At 46.6% G+C, this 16,960-nt stretch carries 17 protein-coding genes and 5 tRNA genes; 8 read left to right on the top strand and 14 right to left on the bottom strand.

Features of this window, described 5'->3' with window-relative positions; all coding sequences use genetic code 11:
* Positions 1 to 48 precede the first annotated feature (48 nt).
* The 8 genes from ABY802_RS04650 to ABY802_RS04615 form a co-directional block, all read right to left on the bottom strand.
* A tRNA-Leu gene (locus ABY802_RS04650) sits at positions 49 to 135 on the bottom strand.
* 37 nt (positions 136 to 172) lie between these two features.
* Positions 173 to 246: transfer RNA gene (locus ABY802_RS04645), tRNA-Cys, on the bottom strand.
* Positions 247 to 278: 32 nt separating this feature from the next.
* A tRNA-Gly gene (locus ABY802_RS04640) sits at positions 279 to 354 on the bottom strand.
* 132 nt (positions 355 to 486) lie between these two features.
* The gene (gene pgsA / locus ABY802_RS04635; protein WP_372625843.1) at positions 487 to 1,044 is read right to left on the bottom strand and encodes a CDP-diacylglycerol--glycerol-3-phosphate 3-phosphatidyltransferase; all 558 of its coding nucleotides are present in this window, start codon (positions 1,042 to 1,044) and stop codon (positions 487 to 489) included.
* Positions 1,045 to 1,076: 32 nt separating this feature from the next.
* Entirely contained in the window at positions 1,077 to 2,894 is a 1,818-nt protein-coding gene (gene uvrC, locus ABY802_RS04630; protein WP_372625844.1) for an excinuclease ABC subunit UvrC, read from the bottom strand.
* A gap of 4 nt (positions 2,895 to 2,898) precedes the next feature.
* Positions 2,899 to 3,549 carry a UvrY/SirA/GacA family response regulator transcription factor gene (uvrY, locus tag ABY802_RS04625; RefSeq protein WP_372625842.1) on the bottom strand — a complete coding sequence of 217 codons (651 nt, stop codon included), beginning with the start codon at positions 3,547 to 3,549 and terminating at the stop codon, positions 2,899 to 2,901.
* Between the two features lie 230 nt (positions 3,550 to 3,779).
* A tRNA-Ser gene (locus tag ABY802_RS04620) sits at positions 3,780 to 3,870 on the bottom strand.
* 182 nt (positions 3,871 to 4,052) lie between these two features.
* A tRNA-Ser gene (locus ABY802_RS04615) sits at positions 4,053 to 4,143 on the bottom strand.
* A 161-nt stretch (positions 4,144 to 4,304) separates the two neighbouring features.
* Between ABY802_RS04615 and ABY802_RS04610 the strand changes: the two genes are divergently transcribed.
* The 5 genes from ABY802_RS04610 to ABY802_RS04590 all read left to right on the top strand — a co-directional run bounded on the left by ABY802_RS04610 (position 4,305) and on the right by ABY802_RS04590 (position 6,343).
* Entirely contained in the window at positions 4,305 to 4,970 is a 666-nt protein-coding gene (locus ABY802_RS04610; protein ID WP_372625841.1) for a Bax inhibitor-1/YccA family protein, read from the top strand.
* A gap of 69 nt (positions 4,971 to 5,039) precedes the next feature.
* A complete protein-coding gene (locus ABY802_RS04605; RefSeq protein ID WP_372625840.1) occupies positions 5,040 to 5,387 on the top strand; it encodes a DsrE/DsrF/TusD sulfur relay family protein in 348 nt (115 codons plus the stop codon).
* Entirely contained in the window at positions 5,387 to 5,743 is a 357-nt protein-coding gene (gene tusC, locus ABY802_RS04600; protein WP_372625839.1) for a sulfurtransferase complex subunit TusC, read from the top strand. Before ABY802_RS04605 ends, tusC begins: the two co-directional genes overlap by 1 nt.
* A gap of 1 nt (position 5,744) precedes the next feature.
* Complete coding sequence (locus tag ABY802_RS04595) at positions 5,745 to 6,011, top strand: DsrH/TusB family sulfur metabolism protein (RefSeq protein ID WP_372625838.1); 267 nt, start codon at positions 5,745 to 5,747, stop codon at positions 6,009 to 6,011.
* Complete coding sequence (locus tag ABY802_RS04590; RefSeq protein ID WP_372625837.1) at positions 6,002 to 6,343, top strand: TusE/DsrC/DsvC family sulfur relay protein; 342 nt, start codon at positions 6,002 to 6,004, stop codon at positions 6,341 to 6,343. The genes ABY802_RS04595 and ABY802_RS04590 overlap by 10 nt, the downstream gene beginning before the upstream one ends.
* A 42-nt stretch (positions 6,344 to 6,385) precedes the next feature.
* Here the strand turns inward: ABY802_RS04590 and serS are convergent, their stop codons facing one another.
* The 5 genes from serS to lrp all read right to left on the bottom strand — a co-directional run bounded on the left by serS (position 6,386) and on the right by lrp (position 13,012).
* A complete protein-coding gene (gene serS, locus ABY802_RS04585) occupies positions 6,386 to 7,675 on the bottom strand; it encodes a serine--tRNA ligase (RefSeq protein WP_372625836.1) in 1,290 nt (429 codons plus the stop codon).
* 123 nt (positions 7,676 to 7,798) lie between these two features.
* Positions 7,799 to 9,151, bottom strand: a complete 1,353-nt coding sequence (locus tag ABY802_RS04580) for a replication-associated recombination protein A (RefSeq protein WP_372625835.1) — start codon at positions 9,149 to 9,151, stop codon at positions 7,799 to 7,801.
* 5 nt (positions 9,152 to 9,156) lie between these two features.
* A complete protein-coding gene (gene lolA / locus ABY802_RS04575; RefSeq protein WP_372625834.1) occupies positions 9,157 to 9,828 on the bottom strand; it encodes an outer membrane lipoprotein chaperone LolA in 672 nt (223 codons plus the stop codon).
* Positions 9,829 to 12,303: a DNA translocase FtsK gene (locus tag ABY802_RS04570; protein ID WP_372625833.1), complete on the bottom strand. Its 2,475-nt coding sequence runs from the start codon at positions 12,301 to 12,303 to the stop codon at positions 9,829 to 9,831.
* A 214-nt stretch (positions 12,304 to 12,517) separates the two neighbouring features.
* The gene (lrp, locus tag ABY802_RS04565) at positions 12,518 to 13,012 is read right to left on the bottom strand and encodes a leucine-responsive transcriptional regulator Lrp (protein WP_372625832.1); all 495 of its coding nucleotides are present in this window, start codon (positions 13,010 to 13,012) and stop codon (positions 12,518 to 12,520) included.
* Between the two features lie 136 nt (positions 13,013 to 13,148).
* Here lrp and ald point away from each other — a divergent pair, with 136 nt between their 5' ends.
* From ald to ABY802_RS04550, 3 genes are all read left to right on the top strand, one after another.
* A complete protein-coding gene (gene ald / locus ABY802_RS04560; RefSeq protein ID WP_372625831.1) occupies positions 13,149 to 14,270 on the top strand; it encodes an alanine dehydrogenase in 1,122 nt (373 codons plus the stop codon).
* Between the two features lie 304 nt (positions 14,271 to 14,574).
* Positions 14,575 to 14,784 carry a cold-shock protein gene (locus ABY802_RS04555; RefSeq protein ID WP_372625830.1) on the top strand — a complete coding sequence of 70 codons (210 nt, stop codon included), beginning with the start codon at positions 14,575 to 14,577 and terminating at the stop codon, positions 14,782 to 14,784.
* Between the two features lie 289 nt (positions 14,785 to 15,073).
* A complete protein-coding gene (locus ABY802_RS04550) occupies positions 15,074 to 15,283 on the top strand; it encodes a cold-shock protein (protein WP_019674402.1) in 210 nt (69 codons plus the stop codon).
* A 154-nt stretch (positions 15,284 to 15,437) separates the two neighbouring features.
* Here the strand turns inward: ABY802_RS04550 and ABY802_RS04545 are convergent, their stop codons facing one another.
* Positions 15,438 to 16,892, bottom strand: a complete 1,455-nt coding sequence (locus ABY802_RS04545; RefSeq protein ID WP_372625829.1) for a glyceraldehyde-3-phosphate dehydrogenase — start codon at positions 16,890 to 16,892, stop codon at positions 15,438 to 15,440.
* Positions 16,893 to 16,960 lie beyond the last annotated feature (68 nt).

The following is a 16,960-nucleotide window of genomic DNA, read 5'->3' as shown; positions in this document are numbered from 1 at the left end:
GGTCGCGCTCTACCAGCTGAGCTATACTCGCATAAATCTGGTACTAAATGGTGCCCGGGGCCGGACTTGAACCGGCACGCTCTTTCGAGCGAGGGATTTTAAATCCCTTGTGTCTACCGATTTCACCACCCGGGCAGACAACTTTTGTAACCTTCTTAACGTATCAGTATTATGGAGGCGGGTCCCGGAGTCGAACCGAGATGGACGGATTTGCAATCCGCTGCATGGCCATTCTGCCAACCCGCCAAATAACACAACACATTACTCTTAATAAGAGTTGGAGCGAGTAACGAGGTTCGAACTCGTGACCTCGACCTTGGCAAGGTCGCGCTCTACCAGCTGAGCTATACTCGCAATCCTTATGGCCATGTGCCTTAACACGTGACGCATTCTACTGTTTTAATTAACCCAGTCAATAACAAATTAGTAGTTTTACAACTGACTGCTTATTTTTTAACTGACTTGAGTCAATTAACCGCAATTGACTTATTGTTGAGATAAATCATGCCAGGCTGCAGTTAAATATTGATACATTGATGCTAAGGTAAGCAGCGTCGCAAAATAAAGCATGGCATACCCTACCGGCGTAAACCAAGCTAATAAGCTGATTTGCGGCTGCCAAATTAAACCGATTAATGCAATCATCTGCGCGATGGTTTTATATTTGCCCATATTAGAGACCGCCACATTCGCTCTCTTGCCAATTTCTGCCATCCACTCGCGCAGCGCCGATATGGCAATTTCCCGGCTAATAATAATAATAGCCGGAATACTGAACCATAGAGACTGTTCATGAATGGCGACTACCACTAATGCGACGGCGACCATCACCTTATCAGCAACAGGATCTAAAAACGCACCAAATGGCGTGGATTGTTCCAACTTCCTGGCCAGGTAACCGTCCAGCGCATCTGTAATGGCCGCCAGACAAAACACCAGTGCAGCCCAGAACCGGTAATGCTCCCAGCCAGAATAAAAACAGAAGATAAACACCGGGATCAGCAGAAGCCTGAACAACGTTAATAAATTAGGGATATTCCACATAGAGCCGTTCTCACAAAAACAATGTCGCTATGCTACTTGTTATGGCAAGCCTGGTAAATCTTTTCTGCTTGCGCACGAGAAATACCTGGCACCGAACTTAATTCTGTCACCGACGCTTTCATTACGCCTTGTAAGCCCCCCAGATATTGCAATAACGCCTGTCGGCGCTTTTCACCAACACCCGTTATGTTTTCCAGCGGGCTCCTCGTGATACTTTTGCCCCGTTTACTACGATGCCCGGTAATGGCAAAACGATGAGCTTCATCCCGAATTTGCTGGATTAAATGCAACGCCGGACTGTCTGGAGCCAAATGCAACTGCTTACCACTATCCCAAAGTAACAACGTCTCCAGGCCCGGCTTGCGGCTAACGCCCTTGGCAATACCAATTAATAATGGCAACTTTTTAAATGGCCAGTTCGCAAACTGCGCCAGCGCAATATTTAACTGGCCCTGACCGCCATCAATAAAAATTATATCAGGAATTTTAGTTTCATCTGTTAATCGGCTGTACCGCTTGTCCAGAGCGAACTGCATGGCGGCGTAATCATCACCGCCGGTAATACCGGTTACATTATATCGGCGATATTCCTGCTTAAAGGGGCCCTCACCATCGAACACCACACAGGATGCAATGGTTGCCTGGCCCATGGTGTGACTAATATCAAAACACTCCATCCGCTGAATACCATCGTCAAGTGCCAGCAACAATTGCAATGCGGTGTACCGTAACTGCATTTTCTGACCGGCAGATTGTCTGCTGTCACAGGCAATTTCCGCATTCTTTTGAGCCAGACTAAGATATTGAGACTTCTCGCCCCGCTTAGCCGCCGTGATCCTAACTTTGCGTCCGGCAGCCTCGGATACGGCCAGAGCCAATGACTCAGCATCATCAAGCCGCATTGGCAACACAATTTCCGGAGGTATTTGCTGGCCACTGCTACCGCTAAGATAAAACTGCAGCAAAAAGGCACTCAGAACTTCGACCGGGTCGGTATTAGCGGGTACTTTCGGATAGTAAGATTTTGAACCCAGAATTTTCTGCTGACGAACAAACAAAACGTGAATTACGGCCACCTGACCTGACTTGGCAAAACCGATAATATCAAGTTCCGCATGCTCACCGCTCACATATTGTTGTTCCTGCACTTTACGCAAAGCGGTAATCTGATCACGAAAACTAGCCGCCGCTTCAAAAGCAAGTTGCTCACTGGCCACATTCATTTTCTGAACCAGCTGCTCAACAACCTGCTGGTTTTTACCGCTGAGAAATAAACTGGCAAGCTGCACTTGCTCAGCATAATCTTCATCTGAAATTTTGCCAACACAGGGGGCGGAACAAAGCTTGAGCTGATATTGCAGACAGGGTCTGGTTCGAGCTCTATAAAAACCATCTTCGCATTGGCGAATAGGAAAAATCTTTTGTAAGGTTTTTAAACTCTGCCAAACCGCCCCAGCATTTGGATAGGGTCCAAAGTACTGACCAGTCTGTTTTCTTGGGCCGCGATGTGAAGTAATTCTTGGGTGTTTATGGTTGGAAATCAAAATATAGGGGTAAGACTTATCGTCACGCAGTAATACATTGTACTTCGGCATGAACTGTTTGATCAGGTTATTTTCCAGGATCAGTGCTTCGGTTTCACTATGAGTAGCGGTAATTTCAATACTGGCAATCTGGGCGACCAGCGCCCTGGTTTTAATACTGTCGACCTGCTGGCGAAAATAGCTACTGAGGCGTTTTTTAAGATCTTTGGCTTTACCAACATAAATCACCTGTTCAGCCTGGTTAAACATTCGATAAACACCGGGCTGGGCAGGAACTGAAGCCAAAAACGTTTTAGAGTCAAACATCAAATCAGGAGGAAACCTTAGCAATATCTATCATGCCGTGGCGCAAAGCCAAATGGGTTAATTCAACATCGCCGCTGATAGCGAGCTTTTCAAACATTCGATAACGGTATGAATTGACTGTTTTGGCGCTGACGCTTAACTGCTCCGCGATATCATTAACCTTCTGGCCGCGGGTAATCATCAGCATGATTTGCAACTCTCTGTCAGACAGTCCTTCAAACGGGTTTTCACTATGGTTATTCACCTTTGATAACGCCATTTTCTGCGCGACTTCATCAGAGATATGCCGCGCGCCGCTATACACTTTGCGAATTGCCGCTACCATTTCTTTCGGGGCGGAATTTTTTGAAATAAAGCCTGCCGCACCAAGCTGCATCACCTTGGTGGGCACCGGCTCTTCACAAGATACGGACAACGCGAGCACCTTAATATCAGGACAGAAATGTAAAATACGCTTGGTCGCAGTCATGCCGCCCATACCAGGCATATTCATGTCCATCAGCACAACATCAGGTTCATGCTGACGACAAAATTGCAGCGCTTCTTCGCCGGAACCTGCTTCGCCAATCACCTTGATACCGCGCTCGTCCATTAGTATGCGACTGATCCCGGTTCGTACAAGTTCATGATCATCAACTAACAACACGTTAATCAACCTGGCTTCTCCGTCTCACTGGTTATTAGAATTATTATGCAGCTAGCATAGTAGAGCCTGAGCGTTTGCGCTAACTGTTGGACGCCATAATTACTGGCGTTATCTATTAGCGTATTTAGTGTGCCAGAAAGGTAAAAAATAGGAAACAACATTTAACTATTTAACTTATCGTTGATAGTTTTTTAGGCATAAGGGAGGGTGGGTTTTACTTGAAGACATTTGAAAGATAGTGGCGGAGGGAGAGAGATTCGAACTCTCGGTGGGCTATTAACCCACGCCGGTTTTCAAGACCGGTGCATTAAACCGCTCTGCCATCCCTCCGCGGTACGGGGCGAATATTAAGAACTCCCCTCGCCTTTGTAAAGCGCTTTTTTCCTAGTTTTGGCTGTTTGGTTATTAATCCGCCAGCAATCCGCTATTTATTAAGCTTTACCTTAGAGACATTACTATTTTAACGCCACTAAAAACAAAAACCACCTTGCGGTGGTTTGCGTATTAATAAGTGGCGGAGGGAGAGAGATTCGAACTCTCGGTGGGCTATTAACCCACGCCGGTTTTCAAGACCGGTGCATTAAACCGCTCTGCCATCCCTCCAGCGCTGCGTATACTAATCAGTTTGTCTGGGAAAAGAAAGCCAAAAGTTAAAAAATTTTAGTTAATGCTGTTTTTTATCCGATAACCACTGGAGCTGAGGGAACTTAATCAGTATGATAACTATCAGAAAGGCATAACATTCAGCTAACAGGAGACTGCATATGTCGTACAGAGAAACCAGTACACTCAATACCGTCAGCAGCGGTATTGAAATTAATAAAGTGCTTCGCAATACTTATTTTTTGCTGGGGCTTACTCTGGCATTTAGTGCTTTAACAGCAGTTATTGCGATGGCCATGAATCTATCGCCGTTGGCCTCTATTGTCTGCTTTGTTGCCGGCTTTATTATGTTGTTTGTCGTTAACAAGAAAGCGGATTCTGCCAGTGGTATCTTCTGGGTGTTTGGCTTTGCCGGTGCCATGGGAGCATCGCTTGGTCCGTTATTGAATGCTTACGCAGGTCTGGCGAACGGGCCAAGTCTGATTATGCAGGCTCTAGGCGGTACCGCTGTTATTTTCTTTTCACTATCAGCCTATGTGTTGACTACCCGCAAAGACTTCTCCTTCATGGGCGGTTTTTTGATGGTAGGTTTGATTGTCGCGATGGTTGCCATTATTGCCAACATTTTCCTGGATATACCAGCTTTAAGCCTGGCGGTTAGCGCTGCTGTTATTTTAATCATGTCTGGTTTTATCTTATTTGATACCAGCCGGATTATTCACGGTGGTGAAACTAACTATATCCGGGCGACTGTCGGCCTGTATCTGAACATATTTAATATATTCGTCCACTTGCTAAGTTTGTTAGGAATTATGGGCGACGAGTAACTCTTGCCCTAACGGGAAGTTCCGCTAAAATACCCCGTCTTGCACGGGGTATTTTTTTATGAGGCCATTGTGACCACGTTTAGCCTGTTACTAACCACCAGCCCTCTGGCCAGTCAGAGCTTTGCCAGTGCATTGCAGTTTTGTAATGCGGCTGTGGCTGCGGGTTATCAGATTGAACAAATTTTTTTATATCAGGATGCGATATTTGCGGCTTCGGCTGAGATAGATTTGCCGGCAGATGAACCAAATTTGAGCCAGCTGCTGGCGGTTTTCTGCCAGCAGAACCATATCCCCTTACTGTATTGTGTTACCGCGGCTGAAAAACGTGGCATGCTTGATCCGGGTAGCAGCTTTATCGGCGCTGGCCTGGCCGAATTCGCGATGCGCTTAACCAACAGCAAACTGGTGCAATTTTAATGCAACATATCGCCATTATTCAGCGGCAGAGCCCGTATAACAGCAGTGGCGGTCGTGAAGCGCTTGATTTAACATTGGCACTTGCCGCCGTCGAACATCAGCTAACCGTCATTTTCAGTGGTGATGGCATTTATCAGCTGCTGCCGGTAAACCTGAACAACGACTTTAGCTTGAAACGCTATCAGCAAGGCTTTAAGTTATTTGGCTTATACGAGATAGAGCAGCTTTATATTTGCCAACACTCCATGCAACAGCGCCAGATCCAACTCAAGGATTTAGCCTTTGCCGCGCAGCAACTTGATGCCATAGCGTTGCAGCAACTGCTAGCTAAGCAGCAACAGATAGTGTGTATTTAATATGAAACTGATCTCTTTGATAAATCCAGAAATTACTATCGCTGAGTTAGCAACGCTTTGCGATAAAGGCGATACCCTGTTGCTGCGCCAGGACGCCGTATACCTGGCAAGGCGCAGCGATATTCGCTGGCCATGCCAGAACGTAACGGTGCTAAAATCTGATCTGGAAGTACGAAAAATCACCCCGACGACTGGCATTAGCATTATTGACGATGCACAGTGGGTAGAACTGACTGCGAGCGCAACGCAGGTAATGTTATGGCAATAAGCTATATAACAGTTGCTGGCAAGCAACTCGCTTTGGATAAACATGGGTATCTGGCTGATCTAAACGATTGGCACAACGGTGTTGCAGAGTATTTTGCGCAAGTTGAGCAAATCAGCTTAACCGCGGCGCATTGGGAGGTGATCCAGTTTGTACGGGAGTTTTATCAGGAGTTTGGTACTTCCCCTGCTATCCGGGTGTTGGTAAAAGCGATGGCAAACCAATTTGGGCCTGAAAAAGGCAACAGCAAATATTTATTTATGTTATTTCCACAAGGGCCTGCCAAGCAGGCGACACGCCTGGCGGGATTGCCTAAACCTGCTCGCTGCCTTTAACGGTATCGAGCAGATCTAGTAAGCCACCTGCCAAACTATCTATTATTTAAGATGCGTCTGCCCTGCCATATAAGGTTGCAATACTGCTGGGATCTCAATCGTACCATCTGCTTGCTGGTAGTTTTCCAGAATCGCAACTAAGGTACGCCCTACCGCCAGTGCTGAACCATTTAAACTGTGCAACAATTCTGGTTTTTTCATATCAGCACTGCGATAACGTGCCTGCATCCGACGGGTTTGAAAATCGGCCATATTGCTGCAGGATGAAATCTCACGATAAGTATTTTGCGCTGGCAACCATACTTCCAGATCATAGGTTTTGCTGGCGCCAAACCCCATATCTCCGGTACATAACAGCATCACCCGGTAAGGTAATCCTAATAGTTGCAGCACTTTCTCTGCGTGGCTGGTGAGTTGCTCCAGCGCCTGCATTGACTGCTCCGGTTGCACCAGCTGTACCAATTCCACCTTGTCAAACTGGTGCTGCCGGATCAAACCCCGGGTATCTCTGCCATAAGAGCCGGCTTCGCTACGAAAGCACGGCGTATGGGCGGTAAACTTTAACGGCAGTTGCGCACCATCGACAATGCTGTCACGCACCAGGTTGGTTACCGGAACTTCTGCTGTCGGGATCAGCGCCAGGCCCTGACCTTCCTCGGTAGCTGGCTGGGTATGAAACAAGTCGGCACCGAATTTAGGTAGCTGACCGGTACCAAATAAGCTGGTATGGTTAACCAGATACGGCACATAAAGCTCGGTGTAGCCATGTTCATTACTGTGTAAATCCAGCATAAACTGCGCCAACGCCCGATGCAGCCGGGCCATTTGACCCTTCATGACAATAAAACGGGTACCGGATAACTTTACCCCTGCAGCAAAATCCAGCCCCTCAGCAAACGCCTCACCAAGTTCAACGTGATCTTTTACCGTGAAATCAAATTTACGCGGCTCACCGTGTTGCCGAACCAGCTGGTTTTCGGTTTCATCTTTGCCAACAGGTACCGAGGTATCCGGTAGATTTGGGATAGTTAATGCCAGTTGCTCGACTTCAGCTAAAACGGCATCTAATTTAGCTTTGGCCGCATCAAGCTCTGCCCCTAAACCATCCACTTCTTTTAATAACGGGCTGATATCTTCGCCACGCGCTTTCGCTTGGCCAATGCCTTTAGATTTACTGTTACGCTGGTTCTGCAGTTCCTGCGTTTGCACCTGTAACACCCGGCGTTGCTCTTCCAGTGCACTGAATTTATCAGTATCCAGCGTAAATCCACGACTGGCTAAGCGGGCCGCAGTTTCATTTAATTCGGTACGTAAAAATTTTGGATCTAACATAATAGTAGTTACTTCTGTCGGCTGAAGCCAAAACTGGCAGACAAGGTTAAAATAATAGCCACGAATATTAACCAGCTCCGCCTTAAATTGAAATGCCTTAGTACGACTTAGTTGCAAGAAAGCCTATTTTTTATGGCGTTGCTGTGGGCTTTGCAAATCAAGTTGGCGTAAATAAGCGAGTTTGTCTGCCAACTGTTTTTCCATACCTCGTTCAGTCGGTTGATATACTCTTTTATCAGCAAGTTCGGGCGGAAGATAGCTTTCGCCTGCAGCGTAAGCGCCCGGCTCGTTGTGAGCATAACGGTATCCCTCACCATGCCCCAGTTCTTTTTGCAATTTACTCGGCGCGTTGCGCAAATGCAGCGGCACCGGGTAATCGGGCAACGTTTCGGCGAATTGTTTCATCTGGTTAAACGCCTGATATACCGCATTGCTTTTTGGCGCCAGCGCCAGATACACCGCAGCCTGGGCAATGGCCCGCTCGCCTTCTGCCGGCCCCACCCGACTAAACGTATCCCAGGCATTCAGGGCCAGGGTAAGCGCCCTTGGATCAGCATTACCAATATCTTCGCTGGCAATTGCCAGTAAGCGCCTGGCAACATAAAGCGGGTCACCACCGCCTGCTAAAATCCGGCAATACCAATACAATGCCCCATCAGGATCGGAACCGCGGACGGATTTATGAAAGGCGGAGATCAGGTCATAAAACATATCGCCCTGATTATCAAAACCGGGTAATTGCCTGGGCACAACTTGTTTAATAACGGCAGCACTAATTTGCCGGCCCGAACCAGTATTCTCATCTGCCAAGGTAAGATCAGCCGCTTGTTCCAGAATATTCAACAGCTTACGTGCATCACCATTAGCCAGTTGCAACAATAACTGCTTAGCATCATTTTCAATCGTAAGCTGCATGGTACCGAGGCCCAGCTTGCGGTCAGTCAGCGCCCGTTCTATCACTTGCTGCAAGTCTGTGTCTGTCAGTGCTTTTAACACACAAACACGCGCCCGGGATAAAATGGCATTATTTAGTGCAAATGCAGGGTTCTCAGTAGTGGCGCCAATAAAAATGATAGTGCCATCTTCAATATAGGGTAAGAAAGCATCCTGTTGGGCTTTATTAAAGCGATGTACTTCATCAATAAATAGCAACGTGCGCTGCTGATATTGTTGCTGGCGCTGCTGGGCATCGCTTATTGCCTGCCGAATGTCTTTTACGCCGCTGGTTACGGCAGACAACTTTTGCAGTGTCGCCTTGGCATGAGTAGCAATCAGCTCTGCTAACGTCGTTTTACCGGTACCCGGCGGGCCCCATAAAATAAGTGAATACACTTTTCCGGCTAGCACTGCCTGGTACAGCGGGGTACCTGGCCCTATCAGGTGATGCTGACCAACGTATTCACTTAGTACTATTGGCCTTAGCCTGGCCGCAAGTGGCCTGATATCGTCGCTGAAATCGAGCGGTAAATTAGCCATAACCCTTAACGCTGACGTTGGTCATCAACATCAACGCCATCCGGCACGGTAAATCTAAATTGGCTATCAGCAATCTCTGGGTTTAAGCGGGCATCGGTAAAACGAAACACACTTTGCTGCTGGTTAATATCGATGACCGTCATTTCACTGATACCGTTCTTATCAAACGCTAACGTCAGTTGTTGTACCGGGTTGTTGCTGTCAATCGGATGAATAAGAAAGACATCTGGCCGGGCAATAACCTGATATTGCTGCCATAGCAGAGGATCGGTTGTGGTCAGCAGCGCAAATGCCGTCTGGCCTACCTGTGCTTTAGCGTCATAAATGCTGACTTGTTCAAGCAGCTCGTTATAAAACCACAGGTTATCGCCATTACTTACCAGTAACACCGGTTCAGGCTCTTCACCTTCAAACCTGAATTGCGCTACTTTTTTCAAGAGTAACCTACCCTGACCTTGTTGCAGTAACTGCTGCTGTTCGTCAAAAACCTGTTGCTGATACCGCGCAGAGAAACTGCTGATTTTAGCCAACTCAGCAAGCAACTCAGCACTGCCATCCGGCGCACTTAATCGCTGCACCTGTACCTGTTTTAAATGCGGCGCAAAATCAACAGTGGCCGCTTGTTGCGCCAGACAAAGATTGCTGAACAGTATTGCCACTAACACCAGTTTTTTCATTTAGTACCCTTTTGGTTGTGCCGGAACCATGACTTCACGATTACCATTATGGCCAGGTCCACTGACCACGCCACTCATTTCCATTTGTTCAACAAGCCGCGCTGCGCGGTTATAACCAATGCGGAATTTACGCTGCACCCCGGATACAGATGCCCGGCGACTTTCAATCACATGCGCAACTGCCTGGTCATATAACGGATCTGCTTCACCGTCATCGCCTTCCATCGTTTCACCCGGTAACAGACTTTCTTCGCTGGTTTCACCGCTTAAAATTTCAGAAATATAATTTGGCTTACCACGTTTTTTCCAATCAGCAACAACCGCATGCACTTCATGGTCGTCAACAAAAGCCCCATGCACCCGATTCGGCACGCCAGAACCTGGCGGCAAATACAGCATATCGCCCTGCCCCAACAAGCTCTCTGCACCTTGCTGATCCAATATCGTTCTGGAATCAATTTTTGACGATACCTGAAACGCAATCCGGGTTGGAATATTGGCTTTAATTAACCCCGTAATGACGTCCACCGATGGCCGCTGCGTCGCCAGAATTAAATGAATACCAGCGGCCCTGGCTTTCTGGGCGATCCGAGCAATCAGCTCCTCCACTTTTTTACCAACAATCATCATCATGTCGGCAAACTCGTCAATGACTACGACAATTGCCGGTAACTTCTCAAGCAACGGTACTTCGCTGCGCATATCATCCGAAGGTTTCCAAAGTGGATCTTTTAATGGCTCGCCTGCAGCAATTGCCTCTTTTACTTTCAGGTTATACCCTTTTAAATTCCGTACGCCCAGGGCAGACATCAGCTTATAACGACGCTCCATTTCCCCTACACACCAGCGCAGGCCGTTCGCCGCATCTTTCATATCAGTAACCACTTCGGTCAGTAAGTGTGGTATTCCTTCATAAATAGATAACTCCAGCATTTTTGGGTCTATCATCAAAAAACGCACATCATCCGGCGTCGACTTATACAGTAAGCTACAGATCATAACATTAACGCCAACTGACTTTCCTGAACCGGTCGTGCCGGCGACTAGCAAATGTGGCATTTTTGCTAAGTCAGCAACCACTGATTTACCGGCAATATCTTTACCTAGTACCATGGTTAACGCGGATTTTGATTCAGTAAAAACCTCATCGCCAATAACTTCGGATAGACGTACTATTTCCCGGTGCTGATTAGGCAGCTCTAAACCAATAAATGATTTTCCCGGAATAACCTCAACTACCCGAACACTGATTGCAGATAACGAACGGGCTAAATCTTTGGCCAGGCCGGTAATTTTACTAACCTTTACCCCTGGGGCTAAATCCAGTTCAAAACGGGTTACCACAGGCCCCGGATGGACACCGACTACCCGTGCTTCAACATTAAAATCAAGTAACTTGGCTTCAACCAGCCTGGAAACACGCTCAAGATCAGCAGGGTCAATGGGATTCTGCGCTTTATCAGGACGATCGAGTAACGCTAATGAGGGAAGCTCTTCCATGGTGTGCTGAACTTCTTCACTATCATCAGCATCATCTTCATCCTCGGGAAATTGCATTAACGGGTCTGCCGATTCCTGCGGTTCAAGCTGAGCCAGCGTTTTAGAAATGTGCTCAGCATTCATTGGTTCGTCAACCGCACTAAACGACAAATGCTCATCTGCTAACTGGTCCATACTGTAATAGGATTTCGCTTCTGTCTTTGGATTTAACGGTTTAACAGGTAATGGCGCCGTTACTTTTGGCTCGCCAAAAAGCGCAGGTTCAGATCGCTGACCGGACGATTTATGCTGCGCGTGATTAAGTTGCAACGGTGCAGGTTCAGCAGCGTCAGTATCATCCGTATCGGGTGGTGCACTGCCAAAACGTTCGCTCAGCCAACCGGGCGCTAGTGCCAGCCATTGGCCAACCTTAAAGCAGGCGATACCAAGATAGTCTGCAACAGTTAACCAGGAAATGCCGGTCATTAAGGTCAGACCGGTCGCAAAACCCGCCAGCAACAGTAAGCTGGTGCCGATAAAATTAAAATAGGGCAATAGTACGCTGGTGGTCACATCCCCTACTGCCCCACCCGAAGAGAAATAATAAATGTCATTAAAGTTCATACTACTTATTGCAGTGGCACAAACCAGAGTTAATACCAGACCAATTAGCCGCAGTCCAAGAATAAGATAATCAAGAGCAAAAATGTCGTGATACCGTTTAAATAGTAAGTAGCCAAAGGCGGCGATCAAAAAAGGCATAAGGTAAGACACCCAGCCAAAACTAAATAACAATACATCAGCGACTCGGGCGCCAATAAGCCCGGCAAAATTATTAACGTTAGTTTGATAACCAGTTTGCGACCAGCTTGGATCGGCGGGATCGAACGAAAATAATGCTAAAAGTAAAAATAACGCCAGGGCCCAGAACAGGATTAATCCCACTTCGAGCAAGCGCTGCACGCCATTTAACGGAAATAATTGTTTGCTTTGCAAATGATGGGCCTCATTATTTTTATACTGTCTGCGCAGACCTTACTACCATACCAGAGCCAGCAAAAAAGTGCATTAGCATCCTTACTTAGCACCTGACTCTGGTAAGCGTTTCACCAAAAAACTACCCCCCTTTTATCTAGCGTAACGGGGCTTAAATTAACCCCCGCTTTACCTATCAGGGATGGTTAACTTATTGCGTCAACTTACAATGACGTTATCGGGAAATACTCATTGCTACAAAGCTACTTTGTTTCACTTCTTCCATCACAACATAAGTGCGGCTCTCACGCACGCTTGGTAATCTGAGCAAGGTTTCACCTAACAATTCACGATAGGCTGCCATATCCGCTACCCGGGTTTTCAACAAAAAATCAAAGCTGCCAGAAACCAGATGACACTCTTGTATTTCGACCAGTTTTTGTACTGCCTTACTGAACTCATCAAAATCTTCAGGAGAGGTTTTACTTAATGTTATTTCCACGAACACCAGCAAGGCGGCGCCCACTTTATGGGGATCAACCTGCGCCGTATAACCTATAATATAACCTTCAGTTTCAAGTTTGCGCACCCGCTCCAGACAAGGTGTGGGACTTAAGCCAACTCGTCTGGCTAATTCTACATTGGCCAGGCGGCCATCGTGCTGCAATTCAGTGAGTATTTTACGATCAATTCGATCTAACTTCTTGATGCTCTTACTTAAAGAGTACATGGTAGTGAAAACCATCTATTATAAAAATATAGACAGAATTTTGCACTACATAAGCACATTAAAACAAGCATTAATTCTGTTTTTTAGCCTGTATACTGCGCATAAATTTTACCTACAACCTACAAGGCGGAATATCATGATTATCGGCGTACCAAAAGAAATAAAAAATCACGAGTATCGTGTTGGTATGACACCAGCCAGTGTTCGCGAGCTGATTGGCCATGGACACAGTGTTTATGTAGAGCATAACGCCGGTATTGGCATTGGTTTTACCGATGAAGATTACACTGACACGGGTGCCGTGGTGTTAGCGACTGCCGCAGAAGTATTCGCTAAGGCTGAAATGATCGTTAAAGTCAAAGAGCCACAAGCTGCCGAGCGCGCGATGTTGCGTGAAGGTCAGATCCTGTTTACGTATTTACACCTGGCCCCTGATTTACCGCAGACTGAAGACTTAATAAAATCAAAAGCTGTGTGTATCGCTTATGAAACCGTAACGGATAGTAAAGGTGGACTACCGCTACTGGCTCCTATGTCAGAAGTAGCAGGACGAATGTCAATTCAAGCGGGTGCCCGGGCACTGGAAAAATCTTGTGGTGGCCGCGGCGTCTTATTAGGTGGCGTGCCAGGCGTTGCTCCGGCAAAAGTAGTGGTTATTGGTGGTGGTATGGTTGGTACCAATGCTGCACAGATGGCGGTTGGCCTGGGTGCTGATGTGTCAGTACTGGACCGTAATGTTGATGTGTTGCGTCGGATCAATGCCCAGTTTAATGGTGCGGTAAAAGCGATTTATTCAACCGCTGCTGCGCTGGAACAGGAAGTGCTGGCCGCCGATCTGGTTATTGGTGGTGTATTGGTACCAGGAGCAGCTGCTCCTAAACTAATCACTGCAGAGCATATTAAACGAATGAAGCCAGGTTCAGCCATTGTCGATGTTGCCATTGACCAGGGCGGTTGTGTGGAAACGTCAAGAGCGACAACTCACGCTGATCCAACTTACATTGTTGATGAAGTCGTGCACTACTGCGTGGCGAATATGCCAGGCGCTGTGCCTCGTACATCAACATTTGCGTTAAACAACGCAACCCTGCCATTTATTATCCGTCTGGCGAACAAAGGCTATAAGCAGGCACTGACCGATGACAAGCATTTGCTGGCAGGCTTAAATGTATACCACGGTAAAGTAACCAATCAAAGCGTTGCAGAAGCCCTGGGGTTTGCTTATACGGCACCAGAACAGGCTATTGCCGGTAAATAAGCCGCCAAAGCGTTATTTGATGAAATTAAACCGGCTGAATGCCGGTTTTTTTTTATGCTATCGGTAATTAATTTTATTATTTTAATAATAAAGCTATACATTCAGCCCAGAAGTGTTAAAGTGCTTCCCGGCCTGTAAAGCAGACCTATGTAACAACATGTTTTTGAAAACTTCGCTACACAGCTTCATAGTAAGTCATGTCCCTGAAGATTCACGCACGTTTGCCCGCATAAGTAAATTTAACAGTCAGGCTAACAGCGCATTAAGCGTAATTTAGTATCATTAAAATTTTTAGGAGTCATTCATGGCTAAAGTAACTGGTGTAGTAAAGTGGTTCAACGCAGACAAAGGTTTCGGTTTCATTACTCAGGATAACGGCGGCGCTGACGCGTTCGTTCACTTCCGTGCAATCATGACTGAAGGTTACAAAACCTTAGACGAAGGTCAGCGCGTATCGTTCGAAATCGAACAAGGCCAGAAAGGCCCTCAAGCTGCCAACGTATCTGTACTTTAATAGTACCGTTCGTTCAGTTTAAAAAAACCGGCTTTTAGCCGGTTTTTTGTTTTTCTTTATTTAACTGGGTTGTTTAAAAAAACTATACAATCTTTTCAGACCTGATAATATAACTTCCGGCCTGGAGAGCAGACCTATGTAACAACATGTTTTTGAACACTTCGCTACACAGCTTCATAGTAAGTCATGTCCCTGAAGATTCACGCACGTTTGGCCGCATAAGTAGAGTAACAGTCAGGCTATCAACCCATTATGCAAAACGTTCTTATATTAATTTTAGGAGTCATTCATGGCTAAAGTAACTGGTGTAGTAAAGTGGTTCAACGCAGATAAAGGTTTCGGTTTCATTACTCAGGATAACGGCGGCGCTGATGCGTTCGTTCACTTCCGTGCAATCATGACTGAAGGTTATAAAACCTTAAACGAAGGCCAGCGCGTTGCTTTCGAAATCGAACAGGGCCAGAAAGGCCCACAAGCTGCTAACGTGACTCTGCTGTAATTTCCAGACACTTTCAGTTAAAAAAACGGTCGTTTTAACGGCCGTTTTTTATTGCCGAAAATTAATAAAATAACGATATAAATATCGCGTCAAATACCGTTTCGAAAAAAAACGCCGCGAAAGGCGACGTTTTTTATCTGATTTACTGTCCTGCTTAGTCTTTCGCTACAGGCAATGTCGGATATTTAATCCCGGCCATATCGTTCATTACCCGTATTACCTGAGTACTGTAACCAAACTCATTGTCATACCAAACATAAAGTACACAGCGATCGCCATCGACAATCGTCGCTTGTGAGTCAACAACCCCAGCGTAACGTGAACCTACTAAATCAGAGGAAACAATCTCCGTTGAGCTGGTGTAATCAATTTGATCCTGTAATTCAGAAAACAATGACGTGCGCTGTAAAAAGGCATTCATCTCTTCACGGCTGGTTTCTTTTGTCAGGTTTAATGACAGAATTGCCATCGACACATTCGGGGTTGGCACGCGAATGGCGTTACCCGTCAGCTTGCCTTTTAGTTCTGGCAGTGCTTTGGCGACTGCGCTGGCAGCACCGGTTGAGGTTATCACCATATTCAGTGGCGCCGCCCTGCCCCGACGTTCGGCTTTATGAAAGTTATCAATCAGATTCTGATCATTGGTATAAGAATGCACCGTCTCAACATGGCCATTACGGATTCCAAACTCATCGTTCAGCGCTTTAAGCACCGGCGTAATGGCGTTAGTTGTACAGCTGGCTGCAGACACAAACTTGTGTTCCGGCATAATCATATGCTGGTTAACACCATACACGATATTGGGCACTTCACCTTTTGCTGGTGCCGTTAACAGCACCCTGGCAGTACCTTTGCTTTGGAAGTGGATAGCCAACTCTTTGTCATCTTTCCAGATCCCGGTGTTATCAACCACCAGCGCATTATCGATACCATAAGCGGTATAATCGACCAGCTCAGGTGAGCTGGCATAAATCACCTTAATAAAGGTGCCGTTGGCTTTTATACCCTGGTTTTCTTCGTCAACGGTAATGCTGCCATTAAAAGGCCCATGAATTGAATCACGACGCAGCAAGCTGGCCCTTTTTTCCAAATCACCTTGTTTACCGCCACGCACCACAATGGCTTTTAAACGCAATTTACTGCTTGGCCCTGACCGTTCCAGCATTAAACGCGCCAGTAATCGGCCGATCCGGCCAAAACCGTACAAGACAACGTCAGTTGGTTTGACTTTATCTTCGTGATCAAGAATGTCACTTAGCTCGCGCGCCAGATATTGCTCGAGATCTAAACCCGCTCCCGAGTTTTTAAACAGAAAACCGTAAGCCAGCTTACCAATATCGACCCGGCCAGGGGCAAGATTCATTTTGCTGATAGCTTCCAGTAACGGAAAGCTTTCGCGTAGCCGCAATTTTTTGCCTTCAAACCGCTCTACAGTTTTGTGCGCTTTTATAATATCGATAGTGGTAGCATTTACCAGCGGGCGGCCATACACCACCACTTCTATTCCCTTGTTACGATATAGCCGGCCAATAATAGGCTGCATATTTTCGGCATATTCTTGGCGTTCCTGCCAGCTTTTCTGGTATTGCTCTGCGTGTGATAGGGTCATGTGTCGGCCTTTTACTTCAATAAAATGAATTAATCGGAGCCTCGTGCTGTTTTGTAGGGTACAGCTTG

It is taken from the genome of Arsukibacterium sp. (assembly GCF_041616895.1).
GTDB lineage: Bacteria > Pseudomonadota > Gammaproteobacteria > Enterobacterales > Alteromonadaceae > Alishewanella.
Note: the sequence above shows the minus strand (reverse complement) of the source record. Positions and strands in the feature narration are given on the sequence as shown.

Excerpts from the sequence above, each read along its gene's own strand:
- pgsA (WP_372625843.1), bottom strand. The coding sequence starts at position 1,044 with ATGTGGAATATCCCTAATTTATTAACGTTGTTCAGGCTTCTGCTGATC.
- uvrC (WP_372625844.1), bottom strand. The coding sequence starts at position 2,894 with ATGTTTGACTCTAAAACGTTTTTGGCTTCAGTTCCTGCCCAGCCCGGT.
- ABY802_RS04610 (WP_372625841.1), top strand. The coding sequence starts at position 4,305 with ATGTCGTACAGAGAAACCAGTACACTCAATACCGTCAGCAGCGGTATT.
- tusC (WP_372625839.1), top strand. The coding sequence starts at position 5,387 with ATGCAACATATCGCCATTATTCAGCGGCAGAGCCCGTATAACAGCAGT.
- ABY802_RS04595 (WP_372625838.1), top strand. The coding sequence starts at position 5,745 with ATGAAACTGATCTCTTTGATAAATCCAGAAATTACTATCGCTGAGTTA.
- ABY802_RS04590 (WP_372625837.1), top strand. The coding sequence starts at position 6,002 with ATGGCAATAAGCTATATAACAGTTGCTGGCAAGCAACTCGCTTTGGAT.
- serS (WP_372625836.1), bottom strand. The coding sequence starts at position 7,675 with ATGTTAGATCCAAAATTTTTACGTACCGAATTAAATGAAACTGCGGCC.
- ABY802_RS04580 (WP_372625835.1), bottom strand. The coding sequence starts at position 9,151 with ATGGCTAATTTACCGCTCGATTTCAGCGACGATATCAGGCCACTTGCG.
- lolA (WP_372625834.1), bottom strand. The coding sequence starts at position 9,828 with ATGAAAAAACTGGTGTTAGTGGCAATACTGTTCAGCAATCTTTGTCTG.
- lrp (WP_372625832.1), bottom strand. The coding sequence starts at position 13,012 with ATGTACTCTTTAAGTAAGAGCATCAAGAAGTTAGATCGAATTGATCGT.
- ald (WP_372625831.1), top strand. The coding sequence starts at position 13,149 with ATGATTATCGGCGTACCAAAAGAAATAAAAAATCACGAGTATCGTGTT.
- ABY802_RS04555 (WP_372625830.1), top strand. The coding sequence starts at position 14,575 with ATGGCTAAAGTAACTGGTGTAGTAAAGTGGTTCAACGCAGACAAAGGT.
- ABY802_RS04550 (WP_019674402.1), top strand. The coding sequence starts at position 15,074 with ATGGCTAAAGTAACTGGTGTAGTAAAGTGGTTCAACGCAGATAAAGGT.
- ABY802_RS04545 (WP_372625829.1), bottom strand. The coding sequence starts at position 16,892 with ATGACCCTATCACACGCAGAGCAATACCAGAAAAGCTGGCAGGAACGC.